The following is a 24,242-nucleotide window of genomic DNA, read 5'->3' as shown; positions in this document are numbered from 1 at the left end:
GCCCCTTTCAGGAGTTGCGAGTGGGTTCGGTGGACGGAGTGGGATCAGCAGTCGGAATCTCGCGAGCCGTCGCATCCGGATTCTCGTCCCATTCGGCGGTCACGTTGGCGGCGTCTACGGGTTCCTTACGCGAACGCAGGTACATGAAGATCGCGAACGCGATGAGGGCAGCGAAGACGACGAGCACGCCGGCCAGGCCGCCGATCAGATGCGCGAGTGCCCAGCAGATGGCGCCGACCACTGCGGCCGACGGCAAGGTGATCAACCAGGCGGCGGCCATCCGGCCTGCGACGCCCCAGCGGACCTCGGCGCCCTTGCGCCCGATGCCGGTACCGAGGATCGATCCGGTGGCGACGTGGGTGGTCGAGAGGGGGAGTCCGAGGTGGCTCGACGTGAGAATGATGGCGGCGGACGACGCTTCGGCTGCCAGACCCTGCGGCGCGGCGATCTCGACAAGGCCCTTGCCCAGGGTGCGGATGATGCGCCAACCGCCCAGGTAGGTGCCGAGAGCGATCGCGACGGCACAGGTGAACTTCACCCAGAACGGCATCTCGGTCTCGGCGGTGATGGTGCCGTGAGCGACCAGGGCCAAAAAGATGACGCCCATAGTCTTCTGGGCGTCATTGGTGCCGTGCGCAAGTGAGATCAGCGAGGCGGTGCCGATCTGGCCGAAACGGAAACCGCGCTCACGCTCGTCTTCCTTGACGGATGCGGTGATTCGGTACACGAGCTTGGTACCGACGCCTGCGACCAGGGCCGCGACGACCGGCGCGAGGATCGCGGGGACGACGACCTTGGTCAGAACTCCACCCCACTCGACGCCGCCCATACCGATGGAGGCGATTGCGGCGCCGATCAATCCGCCGAACAGTGCGTGTGAGGAGCTCGACGGCAATCCGAGCAGCCAGGTCGCCAGATTCCAGATGATTCCGCCGACGAGACCGGCGAAGACGATCAGCAGCAGATCCTGCCCACTGACCGCGCCGAGGTTGACGACGCCTTTGGCCACGGTCGCAGCGACCTCGACGGACAGGAACGCACCGACCAGGTTCAGGATCGCGGAAAGTGTGACCGCAACTTTGGGCTTGAGTGCTCCGGTCGCGATGGAGGTGGCCATTGCGTTACCGGTGTCGTGAAAACCATTCGTGAAATCGAACGCGAGGGCGGTGACAACTACCACCAGGAGGATTACGAGCTCTGCGGTCACAACGTGAATTGTGCGTATCGAACGCGTAAAAGTACAGCGAACGGGATGCGAACAGGGGCTCCGCGGAGTACGTCCCCGCGCGTGGGCTGCGGCGCTGCCGTTCGCGATGTGTTCAGCGCCACGAAATCGGAACCCTGTGTGGGACCTCACTTTTTGGTCTCACTCACCGGGAAGGCACATTCGGACCGTTTTAAACGCTGATTACCTACGGGCACCGAGCGCACCGGAACAGGGGTTTCACCCCTGTTTCTCGGTGTCTGTCAGTGAGAAGGAGAGCTCCGACCGTGAAGCCCAACAAGTCCACGAAGCTGATCGTGGCACTCGCCGCGACCGCCGTTCTGGCGTCAGCCTGCGCATCGAATCGTGGTGACGATCCCTACGCCGTCGCTGTCGGCGGACCCGGCGTCAGCGCAGACCTTGCGTCGAGCACATCCGACGCGAAGTTCGGCACCCTCGATTCGCCCTGTGGTGAAGGCGACGCCACCGGCGCAACCGATCAAGGCGTCAGCGACACCGAGATCAAGATCGGGTTCGGTGACGACCGCGGTTATGTGAAGTCTCCTGGGCTGAACAAGGAAATGAGCGATGCGGTGAACGCGCTCATCTCTTGGTGCAACGATCAGGGCGGCATCAACGGCCGCAAGGTTGTCGGTACCGACTACGACGCCGCGATGACGCAGGCCAACTCGGTCATGCAGGAAGCGTGCGCGAGCCAGTTCATGATGGTCGGCTACGGCTTCGCGATGGATCAGACCGCCGAGCAGACGCGTGTCGCGTGCAACCTGGTGTCCGTGCCAGGCTTCACCGTGTCACCCGACGCAGCCAACGGACCGATGACATTCCAGGGTGTCCCGTTCCCGGTCGACTACGCGAACGGTTCGCAGTGGTTCCAGATGGCCGAGATGCACCCCGATCTGGTGAACGACTTCGACGTCGTCAACAGCACGATGCCCACGATCATCAGCTCCACCACGAAGATTCGCTCGATCGCCGAGGCTGCGGGTTTCAAGCTCAAGGATTGCGGCGTCACCCTCAACTACGAGGGGGAATCGAGCTATGTGCCGTTCGCCGAGAAGTACAAGGAGTGCGGCGCGAAGGGTATCTGGACGTCACGATCGGCGAGCCCGTCGGAGCTGAACTTCGTGAAGGCGCTCGATCAGGTCGGGATCGATCCCGTCTTCTTCGGTGAAGCCACCTGGTACGGCGCGACCGTCTCCGATTGGAACAAGGACACCGGACTGCTCGACAACCTCAACGCGGGCATGACCTTCCAGATGCTCGAGAACGCGGACAAGGTCCCCGCAGTGAAGAAGTACGTCGATCTTGTCTCCGAGCAAGGTGGCAAGACTGCGCTTCTCGGTATGCAGGCGGCGTCGTCGTTCCTGCTGTGGGCGGCCGCCGCGGACGAGTGCGGTAGCGATCTGACGCGTCAGTGCATGGTGAACGAACTCTCGAACATTCACGAGTGGGACGGCGGCGGATTGCATGCCGTCACCGATCCCGGCAAGAACATGCCGGCCACCTGCGGACTCATGACCTCGCTGAAGGGCAGTACCTACGCGCAGGCATTCCCGTCCACCGCGGGCGAATTCAAGTGCGACCCCAAGTACCTCGTCGCGACCGACAAGAGCACCTGGGGAACCGAACTCGGGGCTGACCGCGTGTCGACGAAGTACCAGAACGCCAACGTCATCAAGCCGCAGTCCTGATTCTTCCGACTCGGGCGGCGAGCGCCAACCGCCGCCCGAGTCCCTAACGAGGGTTCAGCCATGAACACTTTTGTCACTTTCACGATCCTGGGCCTGGTCCTGGGGTCGGTGTACGCGATCGCCGCCTCCGGGCTGGTACTCACGTACAACACGTCAGGCATCTTCAACTTCGCGCACGGTGCACAGGCAATGCTCGGTGCGTTCATCTACTGGCAGTTGCGCTACGGCTGGGAACTTCCCACCGTCGTCGCTTTGCTGATTTCACTCGTCCTGGTCGGGCCACTGATGGGCCTCGGCCTCTACGTCCTGATCATGAAGGGTCTGCGCGATACCGCCGAGGTCACCAAAATCGTTGTGACGGTCTCGATCCTGCTCGGAATGCTCTCGATCTCGCACTGGTTCTGGCACCCCGAGACCGCTCGGACGATGCAGATGTTCTTCGGCGACCAGTCCAAGATCACGGTGTTCGGCGCGAGCATCCGCTACCACGAGTTGATCTGCATCCTCGTTGCGATCGCCATCGCCGTCGGCCTGCGCATCCTGTTCACGCGCACCCGCGCCGGTGTCGCGATGCGCGGCGTCGTCGACGATCCGGAACTGTTGCGCCTCAACGGCCACAATCCGGAGCGTCTTGCGGCCCTGTCCTGGGCGATGGGTTCGACGCTCGCAGTCCTGGCCGGCATCCTGATCACCCCGATCAGTGGCGGCACACTCGAGGCGAACATGTTGACACTCTTGGTGATCGACGCGTTTGCCGCGGCCATGTTCGGCCGGTTGCGCAGCATTCCGCGCACGTTCGTCGGCGCCGTGGTCCTCGGGCTTGCCGGTACGTACGTATTGGCATACTTCCCGACGAGTTGGAGTTGGACATCGAATTTCCGTGTCTCCCTACCGATGATCGCGCTGTTCGTGGTGCTGATCGTGCTCCCACAGGACCGCTTGCGTGGCGCGGTCACTCGTACTCGCGAGCGTTACCACGTGCCGAGCGTGCGCAAGGCCGTCGTCTGGGGCGTGGCACTGATCGTCATCGTCTACCTGATCCGTCTGCTGATGGTGACCTCCGCCGTCACCACACTGACCATCGGAATGACGTTCGCGATCATCGCGCTCTCGCTCACACTCCTCACCGGTTACGCGGGTGAATTGAACTTGGCGCCGGTGTCTTTCGGCGCCATCGCGACCATCGTGGCCTTCCATTTCGGGATCTCCGGTTCCGGGTTGGCTGCGCACCTCAACCTGTGGGGCATCGTCGTCGGAGTCCTCGTCACCGCCGTGATCGGTGGCCTCGTCGCCCTGCCGGCGCTGCGGCTGAGAGGGCTGTATCTCGCGCTGGCAACCATGGCCTTCGGAGTGTTCCTCTCCAACATGGTCCTTCGCGACACCACCGAACACGAGATGTTCGGCATGAAGTACTCGCTGTTCAAAGACGGCAACATCGCCCTCCCGCCGCTGAAGATCGGCCCGCTCGATCTGAGCAACGAGACGGTGTTCCTGATGACCGTGACCGCGCTGTTCTCGATACTCGGCGTCGGCGTCATCGCGTTGCGTAACAGCGGCTACGGGCGCCGACTCGCGGCGATGAAGGACAGCCCGGCCGGTTCGGCCATGCTCGGACAGAGCCTGGTTCGGCTCAAGCTCAGCGTCTTCATGATCTCGTCGGGGATCGCCGGTCTCGGCGGCATTCTGATGTCGAGCGCCATGGGGTCCGTCTCGGGCGAGAGCTTTGCCATCATGGTCAGCCTCTCGCTGCTCATGCTGACCGTCGTCGCGGGTATCGGATACGTCACCGGCGCCCTGTTCGGTGGACTGATGGCTGGAATCGGGTTTGCGGTCATCATGGTCTCGTTCACCAATCTGGCTTCGGCGCAACCGGAGTTGGAGGGAATGTGGCTGCTCTTCGGCAACATCGCGGCAGTCAGCCCGGCACTGATCGGCATCGGCGTCGGCGCGAACCCCAGCGGAACGGTCCACAGCGTGATCGAGGGCTACCGACGGCTCGCCGGTGCCAAGCCTGTTCTGATCGGCGGCGCCGCAGTCGTTCTGCTGACCTACGTCCTCGCTCTGACCGGTGTACTCGGCAACTGGTGGTTCGCGTCCATCACGATCGCGGTGGTGTTCATGCTGCCGGTGATCGGTGAGATGGTCATGCCCAGCGCGGTTCTCACTCCGGAGGAACTGGCCGCCAAAGCGACAGTCGTTCCCGAGGACATCGGGATCGATGTCCCTTACAGCCCCGAGATCCGTGACGAGATCGACCGCGAACTGGGGATTCCTCAGTACCAGGGTGGCTCGCCGAAGGAGTTGACCGTCCATGTCTGATACACCACTTCTCGAAACGCGCGGTGTGAGCGTTCGTTTCGGTGGACACGTCGCGGTCAAGGACGTTTCGCTCACCGTGCAACCCGGAACGGTGACAGGACTCATCGGACCGAACGGTGCCGGCAAGACGACGCTCTTCAACACCATCACCGGGCTGCAGAAACCCACCTCCGGTCAGGTGTTCCTCGGTGGCGTCGACGTGACGAAGCTGCCGCCGCACAAGCGGGCGGGGCGCGGGCTGGCACGTACCTTCCAGCGGCTCGAACTGTTCGTCTCGCTGTCGGTGCGAGACAACCTGCGCGTCGCGGGAGACATCCACAAGGCGAACGGCCGCAACAAGATCGACGTGGACGGCGAGACCGATCGCCTGCTGGAGCTGACCGGGCTCACGGATGTCGCGGACAAGGACGTCGCGGACATCCCCACCGGACGGGCTCGCGTCGTCGAAGTTGCACGAGCCCTCATGACCGACCCGCGAGTGCTTCTGCTCGACGAACCGGCCTCGGGTCAGACCGAGCAGGAAACCGAGGTCTTTGCCGAGATGCTCACCGAACTTGCTGCGGGTGGACTCGGAATCTGTCTGGTGGAGCACGACATTCCGCTGGTGATGAAAGTGTGCTCGACCATCCACGTGCTCGATTACGGCGCAGTCCTCGCCTCGGGTGATCCGGAGAAGATCCGGACGGATCCGGAAGTGATCGCGGCCTACATCGGGACCGAGGAGGAGGCGGTATGACTTCAGCGAAAATTGGCGAGGCGAAAATCGACGAGGGTATACGCAGCCCCGACCGCGCCGAACCGTTGCTCGAACTGTCCGGTGTCCGCGCCGGTTACGGATCCATCGAAGTTCTGCACGGGGTGGACCTGATTCTGGAACCGGGCGCCGTGGTGGCGCTGCTCGGACCCAACGGCGGCGGCAAGACGTCGACGCTCAAGATCTGCTCGGGCGTCCTTCCGGTCACCCGCGGCGAGTTCCGGCTCGCGGGCCAGGTCGTGAACGGAGTCGAGCCTTCGGAGTTGGCTCGGCTGGGGGTCTGCTCCATCCCCGAAGGACGCGGGATCTTCGCCAACCTCACTGTGCGGGAAAACCTGTGGATCGCCACCGGAACGGGCGTCGGGCTGGCCGAACTCGAAGAGGTTGCGTACGGCAGGTTCCCGATCCTGGGGGAGCGGCGCGGACAGTTGGCCGGATCGATGTCCGGTGGTGAGCAGCAGATGCTGGCGCTGTCACGGGCACTCGGCACTCACCCGACGGTGCTCCTGCTCGACGAGCTGTCGATGGGGCTCGCACCTCGAATCGTCTCGCAGATGTACGACGTCGTCGGCTCGCTTGCAGCCGAAGGCATTTCCATTCTCGTCGCCGAGCAGTTCGCGCGAGCGGTGCTGCCCATCGCGACCTCGGCCGCACTGATGTTGCAGGGACGCGTCGTCAAGACCGGCGATCCACACGACATCGAAAACGAACTTTCTACCAGTTATCTAGGAGGATGACGATGACTACTCTCGCCGAAGATCGCCGTGAGGAATTCAAGAAGAACATCGCAGAGTTGAAGCTGGACAAGAAGCAGGCAGGCGGCGACGCGGCGACGCGCATCGCGGGCCTGGTGCTCATGGTCGTCGGAGTGGTCGGCGCCTTCGTCGTCTACATCTCTTCGCTGACGCTCTCGGACCTGCGGGATCTGGTGTCGTACCAGATCCTCACCGTGGTTTTCCTCGCCCTGACAGTGGTCGGTGCCGCTCTCTTCCTGGCCGCATCGGTGGCAAAGGTGCTGCGGCTGTGGCTGGTTCGCCAACTGCTCGAGGGCCAGGCCCAGACAGATCAGATCTCGCAGGCGTTGAGCACGCGCAACTGATCTTTGTGAAGAACCGAACGATGCCCGCCACGAAAGTCGTGGCGGGCATCTGTCATTGCTCGGCTACAGCGGTGTCTCGGCTACAGCGGTGTCTCGACTACGCGGACGGTGGCCGGGAATCGCGTCGGATGGGATGGTCCTCCGGGATCTGCACCATCACGATCGGTGTCCCCTCCGGGTCGGCGATCCACATCTCGTGTAGACCCCACGGTTCCTGTCTTGCCTCGCGCGCGATCTTGACCCCGGCGAGAACCAGTTCGGTCTGAACGGCAGTGAGGTCCCGGACCTGCAGCCAGATCGCGCCGCGAAAGCCGCCCTCACCGGTGCCGCCGTGCGCAGCGACTTCGATCAGCCCTTGGCCGGCGAAGAAGACTGTGCCGCCGGGATATTCACGAGCGATCGCCAGACCGAGGGTGTCTCGGTAGAAGCTCAGCGTTCGTTCGTACTCGCTCGGGCGCAATATCGTCCGACTGCTCAGAATCTCCACGTCCGACCTCCCTCTCGCACCTACTGTGTCAGAAATACCAGGGATATGGTGACCAGTCGGGATCACGCTTTTCGAGGAACGAGTCACGACCCTCGACGGCCTCGTCGGTCATGTACGCCAAACGTGTTGCCTCACCGGCGAACAGCTGCTGGCCGACCAACCCGTCGTCCTGCAGGTTGAACGCGTACTTGAGCATCCGCTGTGCCTGCGGCGACTTGCCGTTGATCTTGCCGGCCCAGTCGATCGCGACGTTTTCGAGTTCAGCGTGGTCGACAACCTTGTTGACCGCGCCCATCTGATGCATTTCCTCGGCGGTGTACGTCTCACCCAGGAAGAAGATCTCGCGAGCGAACTTCTGGCCCACCATCTTTGCCAGATAGGCGCTGCCGTAGCCGCCGTCGAAGCTTCCGACGTCGGCGTCGGTCTGCTTGAACCGTGCGTGCTCGCGGCTGGCGAGCGTCAGGTCGCACACCACGTGCAGGCTGTGGCCGCCGCCCGCAGCCCAGCCGTTGACCAGGCAGATCACGACCTTCGGCATGAAGCGGATCAAGCGCTGGACCTCGAGGATGTGCAGGCGCCCGGCGCGTGCTTTGTCGACGGTGTCCGCCGTTTCTCCTTCGGCGTACTGGTAGCCGCTGCGACCACGGATGCGCTGGTCTCCGCCGGAGCAGAACGCCCAACCGCCGTCCTTCTCGCTCGGTCCGTTGCCGGTCAGGAGCACCGCTCCCACGTCGGAGGTCATCCGGGCGTGATCGAGCGCGCGGTACAACTCGTCGACGGTGTGCGGGCGGAACGCATTACGCACTTCCGGTCGGTCGAAGGCGACGCGAACGGTGCCTTGGCTGACATGCCGGTGGTAGGTGATGTCGGTGAGGTTCTCGAATCCGGGGACAGGGCGCCAGAGCTGCGGGTTGAAGGTCACCTGAGCCACGATAGAGGCACGGCTCGCGCGTCTAACGGATACCTGAGGTAGAACACGTTCCCGGGCGCGCTAACGTGCAGGTCATGAGCGAACAAACCGCAGACGGCACGGAGATCGTCACAGACGGTGAGAAGCGGGGCGGATTTCCACGGTTCCGGCACACTCCCGCAGGTCCGGACTTCGGCCGCTTCGTCGAAGCGATGCGCAGGTTGCAGGACCTTGCCGTCTCGACCAATGTTCCCGACGACGTACTCGCAGACATCGCTACGCAAGCCGAGGAGCTTGCCGATCGGTTGACTCCGTACGAGGTCCCGGAAGGCAAGTCGCCCGCAGGCTCGAACATCCAACTGCCCGGACGCGGCAGCCTCCTCATGCTCCCGTGGATGGTCGAGAAGTTCGACACCGAAGGAGTCCGCAGTACCGGCGTCTTCCGCCGCTACCACCTGGGCGGCAACGGCGCCGCTCACGGCGGTGTCCTGCCCTTGCTGTTCGACGACGTCTTCGGGATGACGGTCCACGCGGGTGGCCGTCCGATCTCCCGCACCGGCTACCTCCACATCAATTACCGCGCGATCACTCCGCTCAATCAACAACTGGTGATCGAGGGGCAGGTGGATCGGGTCGAGGGTCGCAAGACTTTTGTCAGCGCGCGCCTGACCGATCTCGACGGCAAGCTCCTCGCCGACGGTGAGGCGCTCATGATCGAACTGCTTCCGGGACAGCCCTGACATGTTCCCCTCGTTCGACGATCTGATCGCGGACGCAGTGGTGCTCGCGCTGCCGATGCGAGTTCGCTTTCGCGGCATCACGACTCGTGAGGCCCTGCTCGTTCGCGGCCCGGCCGGGTGGGGAGAATTCGCCCCGTTCGTCGAGTACGACGACGACGAGGCGTCGCAGTGGCTGCTCGCGGGTATCGAAGCGGCGTGGCTGGGTCCGCCGCCTGCGCTTCGTGACGCAGTTCCCGTCAACGCGACCGTGCCGGCGATCGACGCGTCTGCCGTTCCGGAATTGCTGGAGCGCTTCCCCGGGGCCCGGACAGCGAAGGTCAAGGTCGCCGAGAAGGGACAGTCGCTGGCGCAGGACGTCGCCCGGGTGAACGAGGTGCGTCGGCACATCCCGAACGTGCGCGTCGACGCCAACGGCGGGTGGAGCGTGGACGAGGCGATCACGGCCTTGCGAGCGATCACCGATGACGGTGAACTCGAATACGCCGAGCAGCCGTGTGGAAGCGTCGAGGAACTGGTCAGGGTCCGCGCCGCGGGGACCGGTGTGAGGATCGCTGCCGACGAGAGCATTCGCCGTGCCGAGGACCCGCTGCGCGTCGTACGAGCGGGGGGAGCGGACGTGGCCGTCGTGAAGGTGCCGCCGCTGGGCGGAATGCGTGCTGTGGTGGTGCTGTCGGCGCAGCTGGCGGACTACGGGGTGCCGGTGGTGGTCTCGAGCGCTCTGGACACGGCTGTGGGGATGTCCGCGGGACTGGCGGCCGCGGCAGCCTTGCCCGCCCTTCCGTTTGCCTGCGGACTCGGTACCGGCGGCCTGTTCGTCCGGGATGTCGCGGTCACCGGGGCAGCTGTCGACGGTGCTTTGTCGGTGGGTGCCGTCGAGCCTGATCCGGTTCTGCTCGAGACGCTGGCCGCGCCCGCGGACCGGCGCGACTGGTGGTTGGAGAGGGCTCGGCGCTGCCATCGGATACTCGGCAGTAGGGACCAGCCGAATTTCGTATAGTCTCGGGCGCGACCTGATGAACATCAGTGAAGAATGAAGGGATCGAAAGTGGTTGCAGCTCTGAACGAAACCCTGCTCGAGGAATCACGGGTTCCCGCGGTCGTCGCGGACGTGCAGACCTTGATCGACGCAGAGGTTTCGGATAAGTCGGGGGCCTCAGGGCTGGCTCTCAAGGGTGGCTACGGCGCGGTCAAGAAGGTGAGCCCGTCCATCGTGCCGGACGCCGTCACCGCGCTTCTGCCGGCTTTCGTGGCAAAGCTCGAGCCGTACTGGCAGGAATTCTCGGCTTCCGGCGAAGGCAGCTTCGCCGATTTCATCAGCGCCCGCGGTGACGCGGTTGCCGATTCCCTCCTCGAGGTGACGGACGAGCGTATCGAGGGCAGCGACAAGGCCGTCGTCAAGTCGATGTACTCGAAGCTGCGCGGTTCGGCGAAGAAGCATGTGACTGCAGCTCTGCCGCGTCTGGGCGATGTGATCCAGAAGCACGCTGCATAAGCGAACGTAAAACGACTAGTGGCCCGGGAGTTTCTCTCGGGCCACTCGTCGTTTTCGGTGCGTTTGTCAGTGAGCCGAATGTCCGTGACGCCAGAAGCCGGTGAAGGTGATGTCGGTTTTGGCGAACTTCCGGTCGTTCACGAGGTGCCGACGCAGCCCGGTGGTGAGTGCCTGTTCGCCGGCGACAAAGGTGTACGACGGCCCCTCGGGCAGTTCGGCGGCGCGGACGGTCTCGAGGGTCAGAACACCCGGCGTCGCGTGTTCGTCCTCGCGAACGAGCCAATGCGCGTTGACGTTCGCCAACTCCGGAATGTCTTGCTTGTCTTCGATGTTCGGAATCTCGACGAAGACCTCGGCACGCAGGTCTGCGGGTGCGGATTCCAGAATGCCGATGATCGCGGGAAGTGCACTCTCGTCGCCGACGAGCAGTTGCCACTTGGCCTCGGGTGTGGGGTTGTAGATGCAGCCTTCGTCCAAGAGGGCGACCTCGTCGCCGGCCGACGCGGTGTCCGCCCACGCGGATGCCGGGCCGATGTCGCCGTGATAAGCGAAGTCGATGTCGATCTCCGTGGTCTCGCCGAAGAGACCGGATCCGGCAGCACGGTAGGCGCGAATCGTGTAGTTGCGCACGACGGGTCGCGTGTCCTTGGACATCAACAGGTACTGCGCATACCAGAGATTGCTGGCCGCGCTCGGCAACCGGAGTTCACTCTGGCCGACCTGCGGGATGAACATGCGGAACCACTGATCGGCACCCATCGGAGCGATGGTGGACAGCTCTTCGCCGGCAATGGTCACCCGGATGAAGCTGGGGCTGATTCGTTTGTTCGCCACGACCTGCGCCGACACGATGCTGCGTGAGGCCGGTTTCACGAACTTGGCGCGCTTGGCCATGACTGGTTGCTCCCTGATTATCTGTTACTCGTACCTAATCAGGTAACCCTAACCTGATTTACGGTCGCTGTGGAGTGGTGGGTCTGTCCTTTTCGACGACTTCGGGAGGAAGACCCCACTGCGCTCGGCCAAGTCGGCTCATCGGTGCGATTGCCGCGAAGTCCGGCAGGCCGTCGTCGGCGACAGCCTCGGGACGTACTGCGACCGCCACCACATTTCCCATCACGACAAATGAATTGCCGACCTCGATGACCTGGTGGAGCGTGCATTCGATGGCGATCGGGGAGTCGGCGACCCGTACGGGGCGAACCCGCTCGCTCGGCTCGCTACGGATGTTCAACTCGAGAAACTCGTCGGCCTCGGCGTCGTAGAAGGCGGAACTCTGGTTCACCACGTCGGCAAGCCTGGCAGTCGCCAGGTTGATCACGAATTCGCCGGTCGCTTCGATGTTGCGCAGACTGTCCTTGCGTCCGACCGACGTGAACTGCACGATCGGCGGCGCCGAACTTGCCACGGTGAAAAAGCTGTACGGAGCCAGATTGCCGACGCCGTCCGCCGACAGGGTGGACACCCAGGCAATCGGCCGGGGGACCACCGAAGCGGTGAGTAACTGATAGAACCGGCGGGGTTCGAGCTCGGCTGGATCGAAGAGTGTGCGCACCCACACATAATGCCGCTGTCCCCGCCCCTGGGCATGCTTGCGCCCGAACATCTGACACTCTTGAAGGCGTGAATCCGTCCACTGCACAAGCCACAGCCGTCGTCGACGAACTGGTTCGTGGTGGCGTGCGTGAAGTCGTGCTGTGTCCAGGCTCGCGCAACGCGCCCCTCGCATTTGCCCTCCAGGCCGCCGATCTCGACGGCCGGTTGCGTCTGCACATGCGGATCGACGAGCGGACAGCAGGCTTTCTGGCACTCGGACTGGCAATCGCCGGGAAACGACCGGTCCCCATCGTGATGACTTCCGGGACCGCCGTCGCGAATCTCGGACCCGCTGTCCTCGAGGCCAACTACGCGCGAGTGCCGCTGGTGGTCCTGAGCGCCAACCGGCCGTACGAGATGCTCGGCACCGGCGCCAACCAGACCGTCGAGCAGCTCGGGCTCTTCGGCAGTCAAGTCCGCGCAACCATCAGCCTGGGCCTGGCGGAGGACGATTCGACGCAGAACAGCCAGTGGCGCTCGGCGGTCTGCCGGGTCCTCGCCGCTGCCCGCGGAACCCGATCCGGAAACGCGGGTCCGGTGCATTTCGACATTCCACTTCGTGAGCCGCTGGTGCCGGACGTGCACGCGCAGGGACCGGTCCCGGAGGGCCGTCCCGGCGGTGCGGCCTGGACCACCACCCAGAATGCGACGCTCGACGTTCCCGTCGATCTGGATCTGACCGCAGATACGGTGGTCATTTCCGGACACGGCAGCGCACTTCGGCCTGAGCTGGCCGGCCTGCCGACGGTGGCCGAGCCGACGGCTCCGATGCACGGGATCGCACTGCATCCACTCGCGCTCTCGCAACTCAAGCCCAAGCAGGCGATCATCACCGGCCGCCCGACGTTGCATCGTCAGGTCTCGAAGGTGCTGGCCGACCCGGGCGTCGACGTCTACGCGCTGACTACCGGGCCGCGCTGGCCGGACGTATCCGGCAACGTACTCGCCACCGGAACCAGAGCAGTGGTCACCGGGACTCCCGATCCCGCCTGGATCGCTCGATGTGCCGCGCTGACCGAACACGCCGAAACTGCCGTCCGCAAGCAACTCGACGCCCACCCCAAGGCCACCGGCCTGCACGTGGCAGCTGCTGTGATGGATGCTCTCGCGGACGGCGACCAGCTTCTGCTCGGCGCATCCAACCCTGTTCGCGACGCGGCCCTCGTGAGCTATCCCAAGCCCGCCGTACGGGTGCTGTCGAATCGCGGCGTCGCAGGTATCGACGGCACCGTCTCGGCGGCGGTCGGTGCTGCGTTGGCGTACGAGGGCGGCCGGACCGTCGCTCTCATGGGCGACCTGACATTCCTGCACGACGCGTCCGGGCTGCTGATCGGGACCGGTGAGCCGAGGCCGAGCGACCTCACCATCGTCGTCGCCAACGACGACGGCGGCGGTATCTTCGAGCTCCTCGAACAAGGCGACCCGCAGTACGCCGGCGTCTTCGAGCGAGTGTTCGGAACACCACACGGCATGGACCTCGCTGCGCTGTGCGCGGCCTACCGCGTGCCGCACGCAGCGGTCACCGTCGACGCCCTGGCAACGACGCTGGCGCAACCGGCCAACGGCATTCGTGTGCTCGAGGTCGCGACGGATCGTAGTGGGCTGCGCGAACTCCACGCTTCCGTGCGGGCACAGCTGTGACGCAAACGGTTCTGCGTCGTCTCCGCATCGGCGTACTGGTGGTTGCGGTCGGCATTTCCGTGCTCGCGGTGATCCTGGTTCTCGGTGCCTGGCGCAACGATCGGACCATCGAATCGAACATGGGGACCGCAACTGCCGAGGTGCTCTCGGCAGGCTCGCTACGTTCGGCGATCAGCTTCGTGACACCGGACGGCGCCAACCACAACCCTGAACTCGGCGTGCTCTACCCCACCAATCTGACTGTGGGACAACGCATCGAGGTGGAGTACTCCAAAGCCGACCCTGATTTGGTCCGGGTAGCGGGACGCAACGCGACGGTGGCGCTGATCCCGGCAGGATCGGTGATCGTCGTGACGTGGCTCCTGGCTGGACCGTCGATCTGGTACCTGCGCAAGCGGGAAGCGCAGGCGGCAAGTTCGGCGCCGGTCGCCTCGAGTTAGTTCGCGCTTCGCCCGAACTTCACACGAACATGACGTGGACTTTTCCTGGCCCTGTCACCGTTCTCGGTGTGAGAGTAGCCATCGTTGCGGAGTCATTCCTGCCCAACATGAACGGCGTCACCAACTCGGTACTACGCGTGCTCGAACACCTCGATCGCACTGGCCACGACGCCATGGTCATTGCGCCGGACACTGTCGGATCCGACACCTCTGCCGCCACCGAACACGAAGGCGTTCAGGTGGTTCGGGTGCCAGCCGTCATGGTGCCCAAAGTCAGTTCACTTCCCGTCGGCCTGCCGCAACCACGATTGACCACGGCCGTGCGGACCTTCGCGCCCGACGTCGTCCATCTGGCGTCACCGTTCCTGCTCGGCGCCGGGGGAGTGGCCGTCGCGAAGCGGCTCGGGATCCCGACCGTCGCGGTCTACCAGACCGACGTCGCCGGATTTGCCGAAAGCTACGGTCTCGGCGTCACCAGCCGCGCCGCATGGGCGTGGACCCGTCGAATCCACAAGAGCTGCAACAGGACACTCGCGCCCTCCACGTCGGCAGTCGACGCCCTCGAAGAGCACGGCATTCCGCGCGTGCACCGATGGGCCCGCGGCGTCGACGCACAACGATTCGCGCCTTCGCGTCGTAGCTCGGTGTTGCGGCGGTCCTGGATCGGTGACAGCGACCGGTTGGTGGTCGGCTTCGTCGGTCGCCTCGCGCCCGAAAAGCACGTCGAGCGACTGGCGGTGCTGGCGGCCGATCCCAGCGTGCAGATCGTGATCGTCGGAGACGGCCCGGATCGCGAGAACCTACGACGACTGATGCCGGACGCGATCTTCACCGGACAACTGGGCGGTACCGCGCTGGCCGACGCCTACGCGAGCCTGGACGTGTTCGTTCACCCCGGCGAGCACGAGACCTTTTGCCAGGCGGTCCAGGAAGCCCTCGCGAGCGGTGTGCCTGTCGTCGGACCGGACGCCGGCGGACCACGTGACCTGATCTCGCATTGCCGCAACGGCTACCTCCTGCCGACGGACAGGTTCACCGAACTCCTGCCAAGCGCAGTCGACGCACTTCGTCAGCGTGATCTGCGGGTGCAGTTCGGCTCCGCGGCGAGGCGCTCGGTGCTGCACCGGACCTGGCCGGCAATCTGCGAAGAGTTGCTCCGTCACTACGAGGACGTGCAGGGCCTCGGGCGGCGAACGGGTGCCAGCGCAGCCTGAACGCCCTCGCTGCCCGAGGGTTGGTAGCGTTTCGGGTGTGGCCACTACACACGGAACCCGAGCAACTCTCGAGAAGCAACCGCACGAAGTCGCGTCGATGTTCGACGACGTCGCGGAGCGATACGACCTCACCAACACCGTGCTGTCCTTCGGCCAGGACAAGGGTTGGCGCAAGGCCACCCGCGAAGCCCTCGACCTCAAGCCGGGCGAGAAGGTGCTCGACCTCGCCGCCGGAACCGGAGTCTCGACCGTCGAACTGGGGCGCTCCGGTGCCTGGTGCGTCGCCACCGACTTCTCCAAGGGAATGCTCAAGGCCGGAATCTCGCGCAAGGTTCCGATGGTCGCAGGTGACGCGATGTACCTGCCCTATGCCGACAACGTGTTCGACGCCGCGACGATTTCCTTCGGTCTGCGCAACGTCTCCGACTTCGAAGCCGGACTGCGTGAGATCGCCCGCGTAACCAAGCCGGGCGGACGTCTCGTCGTCAGCGAGTTCTCGACGCCCGTTTTCGGGCCCTTCCGCACGGTCTACATGGAGTACCTGATGAAGGCGCTCCCTCAGGTCGCACGCACCGTCAGCAGCAACCCCGACGCCTACGTGTACCTCGCCGAATCGATCCGTGCCTGGCCGACCCAGGAAGAGTTGGCCCGCAAGATCGAGGCTGCCGGGTGGAAGAACGTCAAGTGGCGCAACCTCACCGGCGGCATCGTGGCGCTGCATTACGCCACTGCCTGAACTGCTGTGCGCCTTTATCAACCCCCGGCGGTTAATAAAGGCGCACAGCACTTGCTCAACCGAACAGCGGTCGGGAGTCGATCTTTCTCGACGCGGCCCCCGACGCGCGCCAGGCCTTTGCCGTCAGGTCGGCGTCGGCGTCGGTGACCAGGTTCCCCATCACCCGAACGGCGACCGTCATCAGTGCCCGTGAGCGCATCGCAATCGGGCCCGACGCGGGCAGGAACTGCGGAACCGTCAGCAGGCCTGCGAGCCGGCGCGCGACCGAGAACGCCTGGCCGTAATGCTCCCGAAGCACGGTCGGCCACAGCTCCGTGAGGTCGTCGGCGCCGAGCTGTTCGACCACCAGACGTCCGCCTTCGAGGCCGTAGTCGATGCCCTCACCGTTGAGCGGGTTCACGCACGCTGCGGCGTCGCCGATCACGGCCCAGTTGCGTCCGGCGATGTTGGAAACTGCTCCACCCATGGGTAGCAAAGCCGAAGCGACGGAATGTATTTCGCTGCTCCACTGCCACTCGCTTCGGCGCTGATCGGTGTAGAGGTCCAGCAAAGGTCGCAGGGCACCTGGTGCCGGGCGCTTGGACGTCGCCAGTGTCCCGACGCCGATGTTCACCTCGCCGGTGCCGAGCGGGAAGATCCAGCCGTACCCCGCCTGCAACGTGCCCTCGGTGTCCCGCAGTTCCAGATGCGAGGTGATCCACGGGTCGGCGCTGCGCGGCGTCGCGACATACGCGCGTGCCGCGACGCCGTACGCGGTGTCCCGGTGCCACTGCCGTCCCAGCTTCTTGCCGAGCGTCGAGCGAACGCCGTCGGCGATGATCAGCGTCTGACAACGAAGGGTGCTTCGTCCCGAGGGGCCGGCGAGTACGACGGCGGCTACTCGATCACCGTCGAGTTCGACGTCGACGGCCTTGGTGCCCTCGACCATGACCGCGCCCGATTCGACGGCGCACCGGCGAATGGCGTCGTCGAGTTCGGTGCGGGGGATGGCGCTGCCGATCGGCGGGAACGACGTCCCCGGCCACTCGAGTTCGAGTTCTTGTCCGAAGCCGGACAACCGCAGGCCCTTGTTCGTCGTATGTGACCGAACCCACTCGCCGAGGCCGAGGAGATCTAGTTCGGCCACGGCGCGCGGAGTGAGTCCATCACCACAAGTCTTGTCTCGCGGGAAGACGGCAGCGTCCACGAGGACGACGTCTCGGCCGCTGCGGGCGGCCCATGCAGCGGCCGAAGAACCCGCGGGACCTGCGCCGATGACCACAATGTCGGTTTCGTTCGGAAGCGAATCGACGACGGGGGACTGCTCTTCTACGGACACACTCACATCTTCCCAGGCTCGCGATCGCCACCGTGGCGAGGCCGTCCCGAGTGCGAACCGCTAGGTTCACTACCGTGGGAACCGAGCCGTCACTGACGACAGGAATGGGTACTGACATCGTGAGCACCGAAAAGACTGCTGCCGACGCAACCGCATCGAGCACCGTCGTTGCAGGCATCGACCTGGGCGACGAACAGCTCGCCGCAGTAGTGCGTGGTGGACTCTCCGATGTCGAGGAGTTGTTGGTCAGCGAGCTGTCCGACGGAGAAGACTTCCTCACCGAGGCCGCGCTGCATCTCGCGCGAGCTGGTGGAAAGCGCTTCCGTCCGTTGTTCACGATCCTGACCGCGCAACTCGGACCGGTGCCGAACGATCCGTCGATCATCACCGCAGCGACTGTCACCGAACTCGTTCACCTGGCGACGCTCTATCACGACGACGTCATGGACGAGGCGTCCATGCGGCGCGGAGCACCCAGCGCCAATGCCCGCTGGGGAAACAGCGTGGCGATCCTGGCCGGCGACTATCTGTTCGCGCACGCATCACGACTGGTGTCGACGCTCGGACCCGAGGCCGTTCGGATCATCGCCGAAACATTCGCCGAACTGGTCACCGGCCAGATGCGCGAGACGATCGGTGTCAAGAAGGAGCAGGATCCGGTCGAGCACTACCTCAAGGTCGTGTGGGAGAAGACCGGTTCGCTGATCGCTGCTTCGGGACGCTTCGGCGGCACCTTCTCCGGCGCCGACGCAGCTCACATCGAGCGCCTCGAGCGCCTGGGTGACGCCGTCGGCACCGCGTTCCAGATCTCCGACGACATCATCGACATCTCGTCCGTCTCGGCGCAGTCCGGCAAGACGCCCGGCACCGACCTGCGCGAGGGAGTCCACACCCTGCCCGTCCTGTACGCGTTCCGCGAAGAAGGGGCCGACGCAGATCGCCTGCGGGAGCTTCTCGCGGGCCCGGTTACCGAAGATGCCCTGGTGGAAGAGGCCCTCGAACTGCTCGAGCGTTCGCCGGGCATGGTCAAGGCGAAGGCAAAGCTCGGCGAGTATGCCGTCGCGGCGAAAGCTCAGTTGGCTGAGCTCCCGCAGGGACCGGCCAACGAAGCGCTCGTGCGTCTCGTCGATTACACGATCGAACGAGTCGGCTGACACCTCGGCGAATCGGGGCTACCGGGTGGAAACCCCGACAGTCACTGGGTGGGAACCCTGATGCCCCTGTCTTTCGTTGACTGAACAGAACCGGTGCATACACCGGGGAGTTCGGGTGAGCCTTCGGCTCCAGCGAGGCAAGAGGTGAGCGGTTTGCACGGCTACGCGAACGGTGCGAAGACATTCGGCTTGTTGGTGGGGATGTCGGCGCTGATCGTCTTCATCGGCTCGCTGTTCAACAGCCCGTTCCTTCTGTGGGGATCCGTTCTGTTTGCCGTCGGCATGAATGCCTACGTGTACTTCAACAGCGACAAGCTGGCGCTTCGATCGATGCGCGCCCAGCCCATCACCGAGGTCGAGGCACCGGCGATCTACCGAATCGTGCGCGAACTCGCCACGACGGCGCACCAACCGATGCCCAGGCTGTACGTCAGCCCCACGAACGCCCCGAACGCGTTTGCCACCGGTCGTAGCCCTCGGCATGCCGCGGTGTGCGTGACCAGCGGCATCATGCAGATCCTGAACGAACGCGAACTGCGTGCCGTGCTCGGGCACGAACTCTCCCACGTCTACAACCGGGACATTTTGATCTCGTCCGTGGCCGGCGCGATGGCCAGCGTCATCTCTGGCCTGGCCAACTTCGCGATGTACGCGAGCATCTTCGGCGGCCGAGGGAACGGGCAGGGAAGCAATCCGATCGCGCTGCTGCTCGTCTCCCTGCTGGGACCGATCGCGGCAACCGTGGTCAAGCTGGCCGTTTCGCGCTCTCGCGAGTACCAGGCGGATCAATCGGGAGCCGAGCTCACCGGTGACCCGCTGGCGTTGGCGTCGGCGCTGCGCAAGCTCGAGTCGGGCGTCGCAGCCGCGCCGTTGCCGCCTGAGCCCAAGCTCGCGGCGCAGTCCCACCTGATGATCGCCAACCCCTTCAGAGCGGGCGACAAGGTCAGCAAGCTGTTCTCGACGCATCCGCCCATGGCGGACCGGATCGAGCGTTTGGAGAAGATGGCGGGGATGTAGGGGCCTTCGGCCCCTGTGAGCCTTTCTGGTCGTCGGAACTACCAAAAAGGCGCACAGGGGCGCAGCCCCTACTACCGGTAGTTCACGAACTGCAGGGCGATCCCGAAGTCCTCACCCTTGAGCAGGGAGATGACGCCCTGGAGGTCGTCGCGCTTCTTGCTGCTCACACGAAGTTCCTCACCCTGGATCTGCGCCTTGACGCCCTTGGGGCCCTCGTCGCGAATCTTCTTGGTGATCTTCTTCGCGTTCTCGCTGCTGATGCCCTGGACCAAGGTTCCGGACAGCTTGTAGATCTTTCCGGACTGCGCCGGCTCGCCGGCATCGAATGCCTTCAGCGAGATGTCACGACGGATCAACTTCTCCTTGAACACGTCGAGGGCGGCCAGCAGTCGCTCCTCGGTGTCGGCGTTCAACGTGATCGTCTCTTCACCAGACCACTCGATCGACGCTCCCGTGTTTCGGAAGTCGAAACGCGTGGTCAACTCCTTGGCAGCCTGATGCAGGGCGTTGTCCACCTCTTGACGGTCAACCTTGCTCACCACGTCGAAGGACGAATCAGCCACTTCACACTCCCGCTTTCCGGTAGTTCACGAACATCGAGTTCCGCCCACCTTCCATACCGGTGGACACCTCGACGTTATCGGGTCGGCACCGCCCGTTACCACCCGGTTTGCAAAATGGGGGTGTGTTCGTTGTATTCTTCTCACCGCACCGAGGAAGCCGTTTTCGGCCGCCGCACGTCGCGATATACTTGCGAATGCGCCGGATCGAAGCCTGGTGCAAGCACGGCAGATTGCCCGAGCGGCCAATGGGAGCGGACTGTAAATCCGTCGGCTTATGCCTACGTAGGTTCGAATCCTACATCTGCCACACCAAGTCAGCCCCGATTCTCTTCGCGAGAGTCGGGGCTGACTTTTTTTGTGCGTGTACCGAGGTCGAGCGCGCGTTGGCGACGCAGGCGCCGGCTTCGGCTCAGGGGTGTCGGAGGCTCAGGGGCCTCGGGATGGGCCCCGGGGGATGGTTTCAGGGGGAGTGCGGGGTCAAGTTGGTTCCCGCAAAGCCCTCGCCAGCGGCCTCGATCGGTGCAACAATGGGCTCCGGCACCATTTTTGCCCCGATGACCAGCGGATTTGGTGCTGGCGCTCGTTCGTGTGTAATCTTTCGGAGGCTTCAAGAGAGCGGCAACGCGCTCCTGAGCCACGCCCCCTTAGCTCAGTCGGTAGAGCGTTTCCATGGTAAGGAAAAGGTCAACGGTTCGATTCCGTTAGGGGGCTCGCTGGATTGTGGTGCCGTGCTTTCCGCGCGACACTCGACACCGAGGCGGTGTAGCTCAGTTGGTAGAGCAAACGACTCATAATCGTTGCGTCGCCGGTTCAAGTCCGGTCACCGCTACACAATATGCATGATCCACCCTGATTGCTCGTAATCAGATACACCCGAAAGAAGGCATCCCGTGGCCTCCTCGACCGACGTTCGGCCCAAGATCACCTTGGCCTGCGAGGTATGCAAGCACCGCAACTACATCACCAAGAAGAATCGGCGCAACGACCCCGATCGCCTGGAGCTCAAGAAGTTCTGCCCCAACTGCGGAACCCACCAGTCGCATCGCGAGTCGAAGTAGTAAGTCCTTAACAGGACGACGATTTTCGCGGAAGACCCTCTCTGGGCCTGCGTCTTCGGGTCCTAGCTAGAAGAGAGTCTCACCGCGTGACAGATTTGCAAGAGAACCAGGCAGCGGCCGAGGTCCCTACGGACCCGGCCGCTCATGCCGTCCAGATGGTCGGTCACCACTATCGTGTCGAAGACTTCTACGAGGTCGGACGCGAGAAGGTACGCGAGTTCGCTCGCGCCGTCCAGGACGCCCATCCCGCGCACTACGACGAGACGGCAGCCAAGGGCCTCGGATATGACGGCCTGATCGCTCCCATCACGTTCGTCGCCATCGTGGGTGCCATTGCTCAGCGACGTCTGTTCGAAGAGATCGTCACAGGCTACGACCTGAGTCAGATTCTTCAGACCGATCAGCGCTTGGTGCTGCACAAGCCCATGCAGGTCGGTGACCGACTCTTCTGCGACGTCTTCCTGGATTCGTTCAGGCAGGCCGCAGGTAGCGACATCATCGTGACCAAGAACATCATCACCGATCAGAACGACGAAGCCGTCGTCACCACGTGGACGACGCTTGTTGCTCGAACGGGTGGGGAAGTGGACGAGAACATCGCCCACGCAGTCAAGGACGTGATGATGCATGTCGCTTCGTAAATTTTCCGACGTGAGTGTCGGCGAACTTCTCCCCGAGAAGTCCGTCACCCTGACGCGTGGAAACCTCGCCAACTACGCGGGTGTTTCGGGAGATCCCAATCCGATTCACTTCAGTGACGAGGTCGCACGACTTGCCGGCTTGCCGGACGTCGTCGCGCACGGCATGCTCTCCATGGGCATCGGTGCCGGCTACGTCACCGAATGGCTGGGAGATCCGGGCGCAGTGACCGAGTACAACGTACGGTTCACGAGTCCGGTGATCGTGGCAGCCGACAAGGCTGCCGAGATCGAGTTCACCGCCAAGGTGAAGTCGATCGACGAAGAAAGCAAGACCGCAGTACTGGCAATTGTGGCCAAGTCCGAAGGTAAGAAGATCTTCGGTCGTGCCACTGCCACGGTCCGTCTAGCCTGATCGCAGGGCGGATTGTGTTTGTTCCGGGGCTTTGAAGTACACTGAGATTTCTGGGATTCCTCAGCGCTGCGCGCTGCCCTGAATGTTGCAAGACATTCACCTCGGGTAGCGCGTATGTTGTGTGATCGCAGAACGGTTGATTCAGGCAGGATCTACCTGTCGAGGTCAACCAAAGGGGCGTAGCTCAACTGGCAGAGCAGCGGTCTCCAAAACCGCAGGTTGCAGGTTCAAGTCCTGTCGCCCCTGCCCCCGGATGCCAGCGACTGAGAGGAACGACGTGAGCGAGGAGCGCGCCAAGCGCGACGCCGACACTTCGGATGCGGAGACTTCACCGTCTGCCGATTCGACCGGTGTCGACGACACTGCAGCTGACGCGACTACGCGTTCCGATCTTTCGTTGGACAAGGACGGTGCCGAAAAGGCTCCCTCCGCATCCACTGGGGTTTCCAACAAGCCGACCGGCAAGCGCGCTGCACGCGGCGCCTCGGTCAGCGCGTCCACCGTGAAGACTCCGGCCCGGACGGCATCCCGGACATCTTCGGCCAAGCCGACTGCAACGAACCCCGGCAAGAAGCCCAAGGCGAAGAAGGACAACATCTTCAAGCGCCTGCGCAAATTCTTCCGCGAGGTCATCGCAGAACTCCGTAAGGTCATCTGGCCGAACCGCAAGCAGATGATCACCTACACCAGCGTCGTGCTGACGTTCGTGGTCTTCATGGTCGCTTTCATCAGCGGCGTCGATATCGCTGTGATCAAGGGTGTCACCTGGCTGTTCGGCTGATCGCCGTAGCAGTCGGGCGTCTTTGCCTGCGAGCGCGACAAGACCCGACCCGGGTCCGAGTAACGAGAGGAAGCGAGTGCCCCAGTGAGCACCCCCGAGAACGACACGAATGAGGCTTTGGCCGAAGAGCGTGTTTCTGCCGAGGCGGCAGCCGAAGTAGACGTCGTGGTTGCCGAAGGCACCGATGCAGACGTTGCCGAAGGCACTGATGCAGACGCTGCAGCGACCGAGGACGTCATCTCCGACGATGCCGAGAACTCCGACGAGGCCGCTCCCGCCGCCGAGCTCGAGGTCGAGGATCCCGTTGCCGAACTCAAGGCTGCGCTGCGCCGCGCCCCGGGTGACTGGTACGTCATCCACTCGTACGCCGGTTACGAGAACAAGGTCAAGACCAACCTCGAGACTCGCGTTCAGAACCTCGATGTCGGCGACTACATCTTCCAGGTGGAAGTTCCCACCGAAGAGGTCACCGAGATCAAGAACGGCCAGCGCAAGCAGGTCAACCGCAAGGTTCTGCCCGGATACATCCTCGTTCGCATGGAGCTCAACGACGAGTCGTGGGGCGCCGTGCGCAACACGCCTGGTGTCACCGGTTTTGTCGGTGCCACGTCGCGTCCCTCGCCGCTGACCCTCAACGAGGTCGTCAAGTTCCTGCTCCCGCAGCAGGAGCAGAAGAAGCAGCAGGCTGCAGCGGCCGCCGTCGCAGCAGGCGAGGCACCGTCCGAGTCCTTCGGCAAGCCCCTCATCGAGGTCGACTTCGAGGTCGGCGAGTCGGTCACCGTCATGGACGGCCCGTTCGCAACCCTTCCGGCCAGCATCAGCGAGGTCAACGGCGAGCAGCAGAAGCTCAAGGTTCTCGTGTCGATCTTCGGTCGTGAAACCCCGGTTGAGCTCAACTTCAACCAGGTCGCGAAGATCTGACCACCCCAAAACTTGCAATTTGTTCGACGCAAG

26 protein-coding genes and 4 tRNA genes are annotated in these 24,242 nt (G+C 63.9%); 23 read left to right on the top strand and 7 right to left on the bottom strand.

The genetic code is table 11. The features are described from left to right. Positions 1-7 precede the first annotated feature (7 nt). Positions 8-1,207, bottom strand: a complete 1,200-nt coding sequence (locus G4D79_RS25860) for an inorganic phosphate transporter (protein WP_007728486.1) — start codon at positions 1,205-1,207, stop codon at positions 8-10. Between the two features lie 284 nt (positions 1,208-1,491). Between G4D79_RS25860 and G4D79_RS25855 the strand changes: the two genes are divergently transcribed. Genes G4D79_RS25855 through G4D79_RS25835 form a run of 5 tightly spaced genes read left to right on the top strand, consistent with a single transcriptional unit; the run spans position 1,492 to position 7,088 of the window. After that, positions 1,492-2,916, top strand: coding sequence for an ABC transporter substrate-binding protein (locus tag G4D79_RS25855; RefSeq protein WP_070162612.1), 1,425 nt, complete (start codon positions 1,492-1,494; stop codon positions 2,914-2,916). A gap of 60 nt (positions 2,917-2,976) precedes the next feature. Then, the gene (locus tag G4D79_RS25850; RefSeq protein WP_063314759.1) at positions 2,977-5,235 is read left to right on the top strand and encodes an ABC transporter permease; all 2,259 of its coding nucleotides are present in this window, start codon (positions 2,977-2,979) and stop codon (positions 5,233-5,235) included. Further along, on the top strand, positions 5,228-5,971 hold the full coding sequence (locus G4D79_RS25845; RefSeq protein WP_003942056.1) for an ABC transporter ATP-binding protein: 744 nt from the start codon (positions 5,228-5,230) through the stop codon (positions 5,969-5,971). Before G4D79_RS25850 ends, G4D79_RS25845 begins: the two co-directional genes overlap by 8 nt. Continuing rightward, a complete protein-coding gene (locus G4D79_RS25840; protein WP_003941866.1) occupies positions 5,968-6,726 on the top strand; it encodes an ABC transporter ATP-binding protein in 759 nt (252 codons plus the stop codon). Before G4D79_RS25845 ends, G4D79_RS25840 begins: the two co-directional genes overlap by 4 nt. A 2-nt stretch (positions 6,727-6,728) precedes the next feature. After that, positions 6,729-7,088: a hypothetical protein gene (locus G4D79_RS25835; protein WP_003942018.1), complete on the top strand. Its 360-nt coding sequence runs from the start codon at positions 6,729-6,731 to the stop codon at positions 7,086-7,088. A 97-nt stretch (positions 7,089-7,185) separates the two neighbouring features. Here G4D79_RS25835 and G4D79_RS25830 read toward each other — a convergent pair whose 3' ends face one another. Then, on the bottom strand, positions 7,186-7,575 hold the full coding sequence (locus tag G4D79_RS25830; RefSeq protein WP_214514537.1) for a VOC family protein: 390 nt from the start codon (positions 7,573-7,575) through the stop codon (positions 7,186-7,188). A 28-nt stretch (positions 7,576-7,603) separates the two neighbouring features. Then, complete coding sequence (locus tag G4D79_RS25825; RefSeq protein WP_024487301.1) at positions 7,604-8,497, bottom strand: 1,4-dihydroxy-2-naphthoyl-CoA synthase; 894 nt, start codon at positions 8,495-8,497, stop codon at positions 7,604-7,606. Positions 8,498-8,580: 83 nt separating this feature from the next. On the opposite strand from G4D79_RS25825, the gene G4D79_RS25820 reads away from it, so the two are divergent. The 3 genes from G4D79_RS25820 to G4D79_RS25810 are packed head-to-tail and all read left to right on the top strand — an operon-like array spanning position 8,581 to position 10,717. Further along, the gene (locus G4D79_RS25820) at positions 8,581-9,225 is read left to right on the top strand and encodes a PaaI family thioesterase (protein WP_037129937.1); all 645 of its coding nucleotides are present in this window, start codon (positions 8,581-8,583) and stop codon (positions 9,223-9,225) included. A gap of 1 nt (position 9,226) precedes the next feature. Then, a complete protein-coding gene (locus tag G4D79_RS25815) occupies positions 9,227-10,222 on the top strand; it encodes an o-succinylbenzoate synthase (RefSeq protein WP_214514536.1) in 996 nt (331 codons plus the stop codon). A 48-nt stretch (positions 10,223-10,270) separates the two neighbouring features. Further along, on the top strand, positions 10,271-10,717 hold the full coding sequence (locus G4D79_RS25810; RefSeq protein ID WP_003941973.1) for a hypothetical protein: 447 nt from the start codon (positions 10,271-10,273) through the stop codon (positions 10,715-10,717). Between the two features lie 66 nt (positions 10,718-10,783). Here the strand turns inward: G4D79_RS25810 and G4D79_RS25805 are convergent, their stop codons facing one another. Further along, on the bottom strand, positions 10,784-11,611 hold the full coding sequence (locus G4D79_RS25805; protein ID WP_214514535.1) for a siderophore-interacting protein: 828 nt from the start codon (positions 11,609-11,611) through the stop codon (positions 10,784-10,786). 58 nt (positions 11,612-11,669) lie between these two features. Next, entirely contained in the window at positions 11,670-12,272 is a 603-nt protein-coding gene (locus G4D79_RS25800; RefSeq protein ID WP_039972961.1) for a flavin reductase family protein, read from the bottom strand. A 68-nt stretch (positions 12,273-12,340) separates the two neighbouring features. Between G4D79_RS25800 and menD the strand changes: the two genes are divergently transcribed. The 4 genes from menD (at position 12,341) to G4D79_RS25780 (ending at position 16,344) form a co-directional block, all read left to right on the top strand. Then, entirely contained in the window at positions 12,341-13,954 is a 1,614-nt protein-coding gene (menD, locus tag G4D79_RS25795; protein WP_214514534.1) for a 2-succinyl-5-enolpyruvyl-6-hydroxy-3-cyclohexene-1-carboxylic-acid synthase, read from the top strand. After that, positions 13,951-14,394, top strand: a complete 444-nt coding sequence (locus G4D79_RS25790; RefSeq protein WP_007728471.1) for a DUF3592 domain-containing protein — start codon at positions 13,951-13,953, stop codon at positions 14,392-14,394. Before menD ends, G4D79_RS25790 begins: the two co-directional genes overlap by 4 nt. Before the next feature lie 68 nt (positions 14,395-14,462). Further along, positions 14,463-15,608, top strand: coding sequence for a glycosyltransferase family 1 protein (locus G4D79_RS25785; protein ID WP_214514533.1), 1,146 nt, complete (start codon positions 14,463-14,465; stop codon positions 15,606-15,608). A 37-nt stretch (positions 15,609-15,645) separates the two neighbouring features. Next, positions 15,646-16,344, top strand: a complete 699-nt coding sequence (locus G4D79_RS25780) for a demethylmenaquinone methyltransferase (protein ID WP_003941879.1) — start codon at positions 15,646-15,648, stop codon at positions 16,342-16,344. 55 nt (positions 16,345-16,399) lie between these two features. Here the strand turns inward: G4D79_RS25780 and G4D79_RS25775 are convergent, their stop codons facing one another. Then, on the bottom strand, positions 16,400-17,662 hold the full coding sequence (locus G4D79_RS25775; RefSeq protein ID WP_374223446.1) for a geranylgeranyl reductase family protein: 1,263 nt from the start codon (positions 17,660-17,662) through the stop codon (positions 16,400-16,402). 104 nt (positions 17,663-17,766) lie between these two features. Here G4D79_RS25775 and G4D79_RS25770 point away from each other — a divergent pair, with 104 nt between their 5' ends. Both G4D79_RS25770 and htpX read left to right on the top strand, forming a co-directional pair. Further along, positions 17,767-18,816, top strand: coding sequence for a polyprenyl synthetase family protein (locus G4D79_RS25770; protein WP_037129929.1), 1,050 nt, complete (start codon positions 17,767-17,769; stop codon positions 18,814-18,816). Positions 18,817-18,969: 153 nt separating this feature from the next. Next, positions 18,970-19,833, top strand: a complete 864-nt coding sequence (htpX, locus tag G4D79_RS25765) for a zinc metalloprotease HtpX (protein WP_007728460.1) — start codon at positions 18,970-18,972, stop codon at positions 19,831-19,833. A gap of 71 nt (positions 19,834-19,904) precedes the next feature. Here htpX and G4D79_RS25760 read toward each other — a convergent pair whose 3' ends face one another. Further along, positions 19,905-20,396: a YajQ family cyclic di-GMP-binding protein gene (locus G4D79_RS25760; protein ID WP_003941854.1), complete on the bottom strand. Its 492-nt coding sequence runs from the start codon at positions 20,394-20,396 to the stop codon at positions 19,905-19,907. Between the two features lie 224 nt (positions 20,397-20,620). Here G4D79_RS25760 and G4D79_RS25755 point away from each other — a divergent pair. From G4D79_RS25755 to nusG, 9 genes are all read left to right on the top strand, one after another. Continuing rightward, positions 20,621-20,703 (top strand) — tRNA-Tyr (locus tag G4D79_RS25755). A 331-nt stretch (positions 20,704-21,034) separates the two neighbouring features. Next, positions 21,035-21,107 (top strand) — tRNA-Thr (locus tag G4D79_RS25750). Between the two features lie 45 nt (positions 21,108-21,152). Beyond that, positions 21,153-21,225: transfer RNA gene (locus G4D79_RS25745), tRNA-Met, on the top strand. A gap of 61 nt (positions 21,226-21,286) precedes the next feature. Then, positions 21,287-21,454 carry a 50S ribosomal protein L33 gene (gene rpmG / locus G4D79_RS25740; RefSeq protein ID WP_003941903.1) on the top strand — a complete coding sequence of 56 codons (168 nt, stop codon included), beginning with the start codon at positions 21,287-21,289 and terminating at the stop codon, positions 21,452-21,454. A gap of 86 nt (positions 21,455-21,540) precedes the next feature. Next, on the top strand, positions 21,541-22,095 hold the full coding sequence (gene hadA, locus G4D79_RS25735; RefSeq protein WP_007728457.1) for a (3R)-hydroxyacyl-ACP dehydratase subunit HadA: 555 nt from the start codon (positions 21,541-21,543) through the stop codon (positions 22,093-22,095). Then, positions 22,082-22,507, top strand: a complete 426-nt coding sequence (gene hadB / locus G4D79_RS25730) for a (3R)-hydroxyacyl-ACP dehydratase subunit HadB (RefSeq protein WP_003941909.1) — start codon at positions 22,082-22,084, stop codon at positions 22,505-22,507. The genes hadA and hadB overlap by 14 nt, the downstream gene beginning before the upstream one ends. A 173-nt stretch (positions 22,508-22,680) precedes the next feature. Continuing rightward, positions 22,681-22,753: transfer RNA gene (locus G4D79_RS25725), tRNA-Trp, on the top strand. Positions 22,754-22,784: 31 nt separating this feature from the next. Beyond that, positions 22,785-23,288 carry a preprotein translocase subunit SecE gene (secE, locus tag G4D79_RS25720; RefSeq protein WP_007728455.1) on the top strand — a complete coding sequence of 168 codons (504 nt, stop codon included), beginning with the start codon at positions 22,785-22,787 and terminating at the stop codon, positions 23,286-23,288. Positions 23,289-23,372: 84 nt separating this feature from the next. Then, a complete protein-coding gene (nusG, locus tag G4D79_RS25715; protein ID WP_003942049.1) occupies positions 23,373-24,209 on the top strand; it encodes a transcription termination/antitermination protein NusG in 837 nt (278 codons plus the stop codon). Positions 24,210-24,242: the final 33 nt, after the last annotated feature.

Source organism: Rhodococcus sp. WY5, from assembly GCF_018588185.1.
Lineage (GTDB): Bacteria > Actinomycetota > Actinomycetes > Mycobacteriales > Mycobacteriaceae > Rhodococcus_F > Rhodococcus_F qingshengii.
The sequence above is the reverse complement of the archived record's forward strand: the minus strand, read 5'-3'. Positions and strand labels throughout refer to the sequence as shown.

Excerpts from the sequence above, each read along its gene's own strand:
- G4D79_RS25850 (WP_063314759.1), top strand. The coding sequence starts at position 2,977 with ATGAACACTTTTGTCACTTTCACGATCCTGGGCCTGGTCCTGGGGTCG.
- G4D79_RS25845 (WP_003942056.1), top strand. The coding sequence starts at position 5,228 with ATGTCTGATACACCACTTCTCGAAACGCGCGGTGTGAGCGTTCGTTTC.
- G4D79_RS25840 (WP_003941866.1), top strand. The coding sequence starts at position 5,968 with ATGACTTCAGCGAAAATTGGCGAGGCGAAAATCGACGAGGGTATACGC.
- G4D79_RS25835 (WP_003942018.1), top strand. The coding sequence starts at position 6,729 with ATGACTACTCTCGCCGAAGATCGCCGTGAGGAATTCAAGAAGAACATC.
- G4D79_RS25820 (WP_037129937.1), top strand. The coding sequence starts at position 8,581 with ATGAGCGAACAAACCGCAGACGGCACGGAGATCGTCACAGACGGTGAG.
- G4D79_RS25815 (WP_214514536.1), top strand. The coding sequence starts at position 9,227 with ATGTTCCCCTCGTTCGACGATCTGATCGCGGACGCAGTGGTGCTCGCG.
- G4D79_RS25805 (WP_214514535.1), bottom strand. The coding sequence starts at position 11,611 with ATGGCCAAGCGCGCCAAGTTCGTGAAACCGGCCTCACGCAGCATCGTG.
- G4D79_RS25770 (WP_037129929.1), top strand. The coding sequence starts at position 17,767 with ATGGGTACTGACATCGTGAGCACCGAAAAGACTGCTGCCGACGCAACC.
- hadB (WP_003941909.1), top strand. The coding sequence starts at position 22,082 with ATGTCGCTTCGTAAATTTTCCGACGTGAGTGTCGGCGAACTTCTCCCC.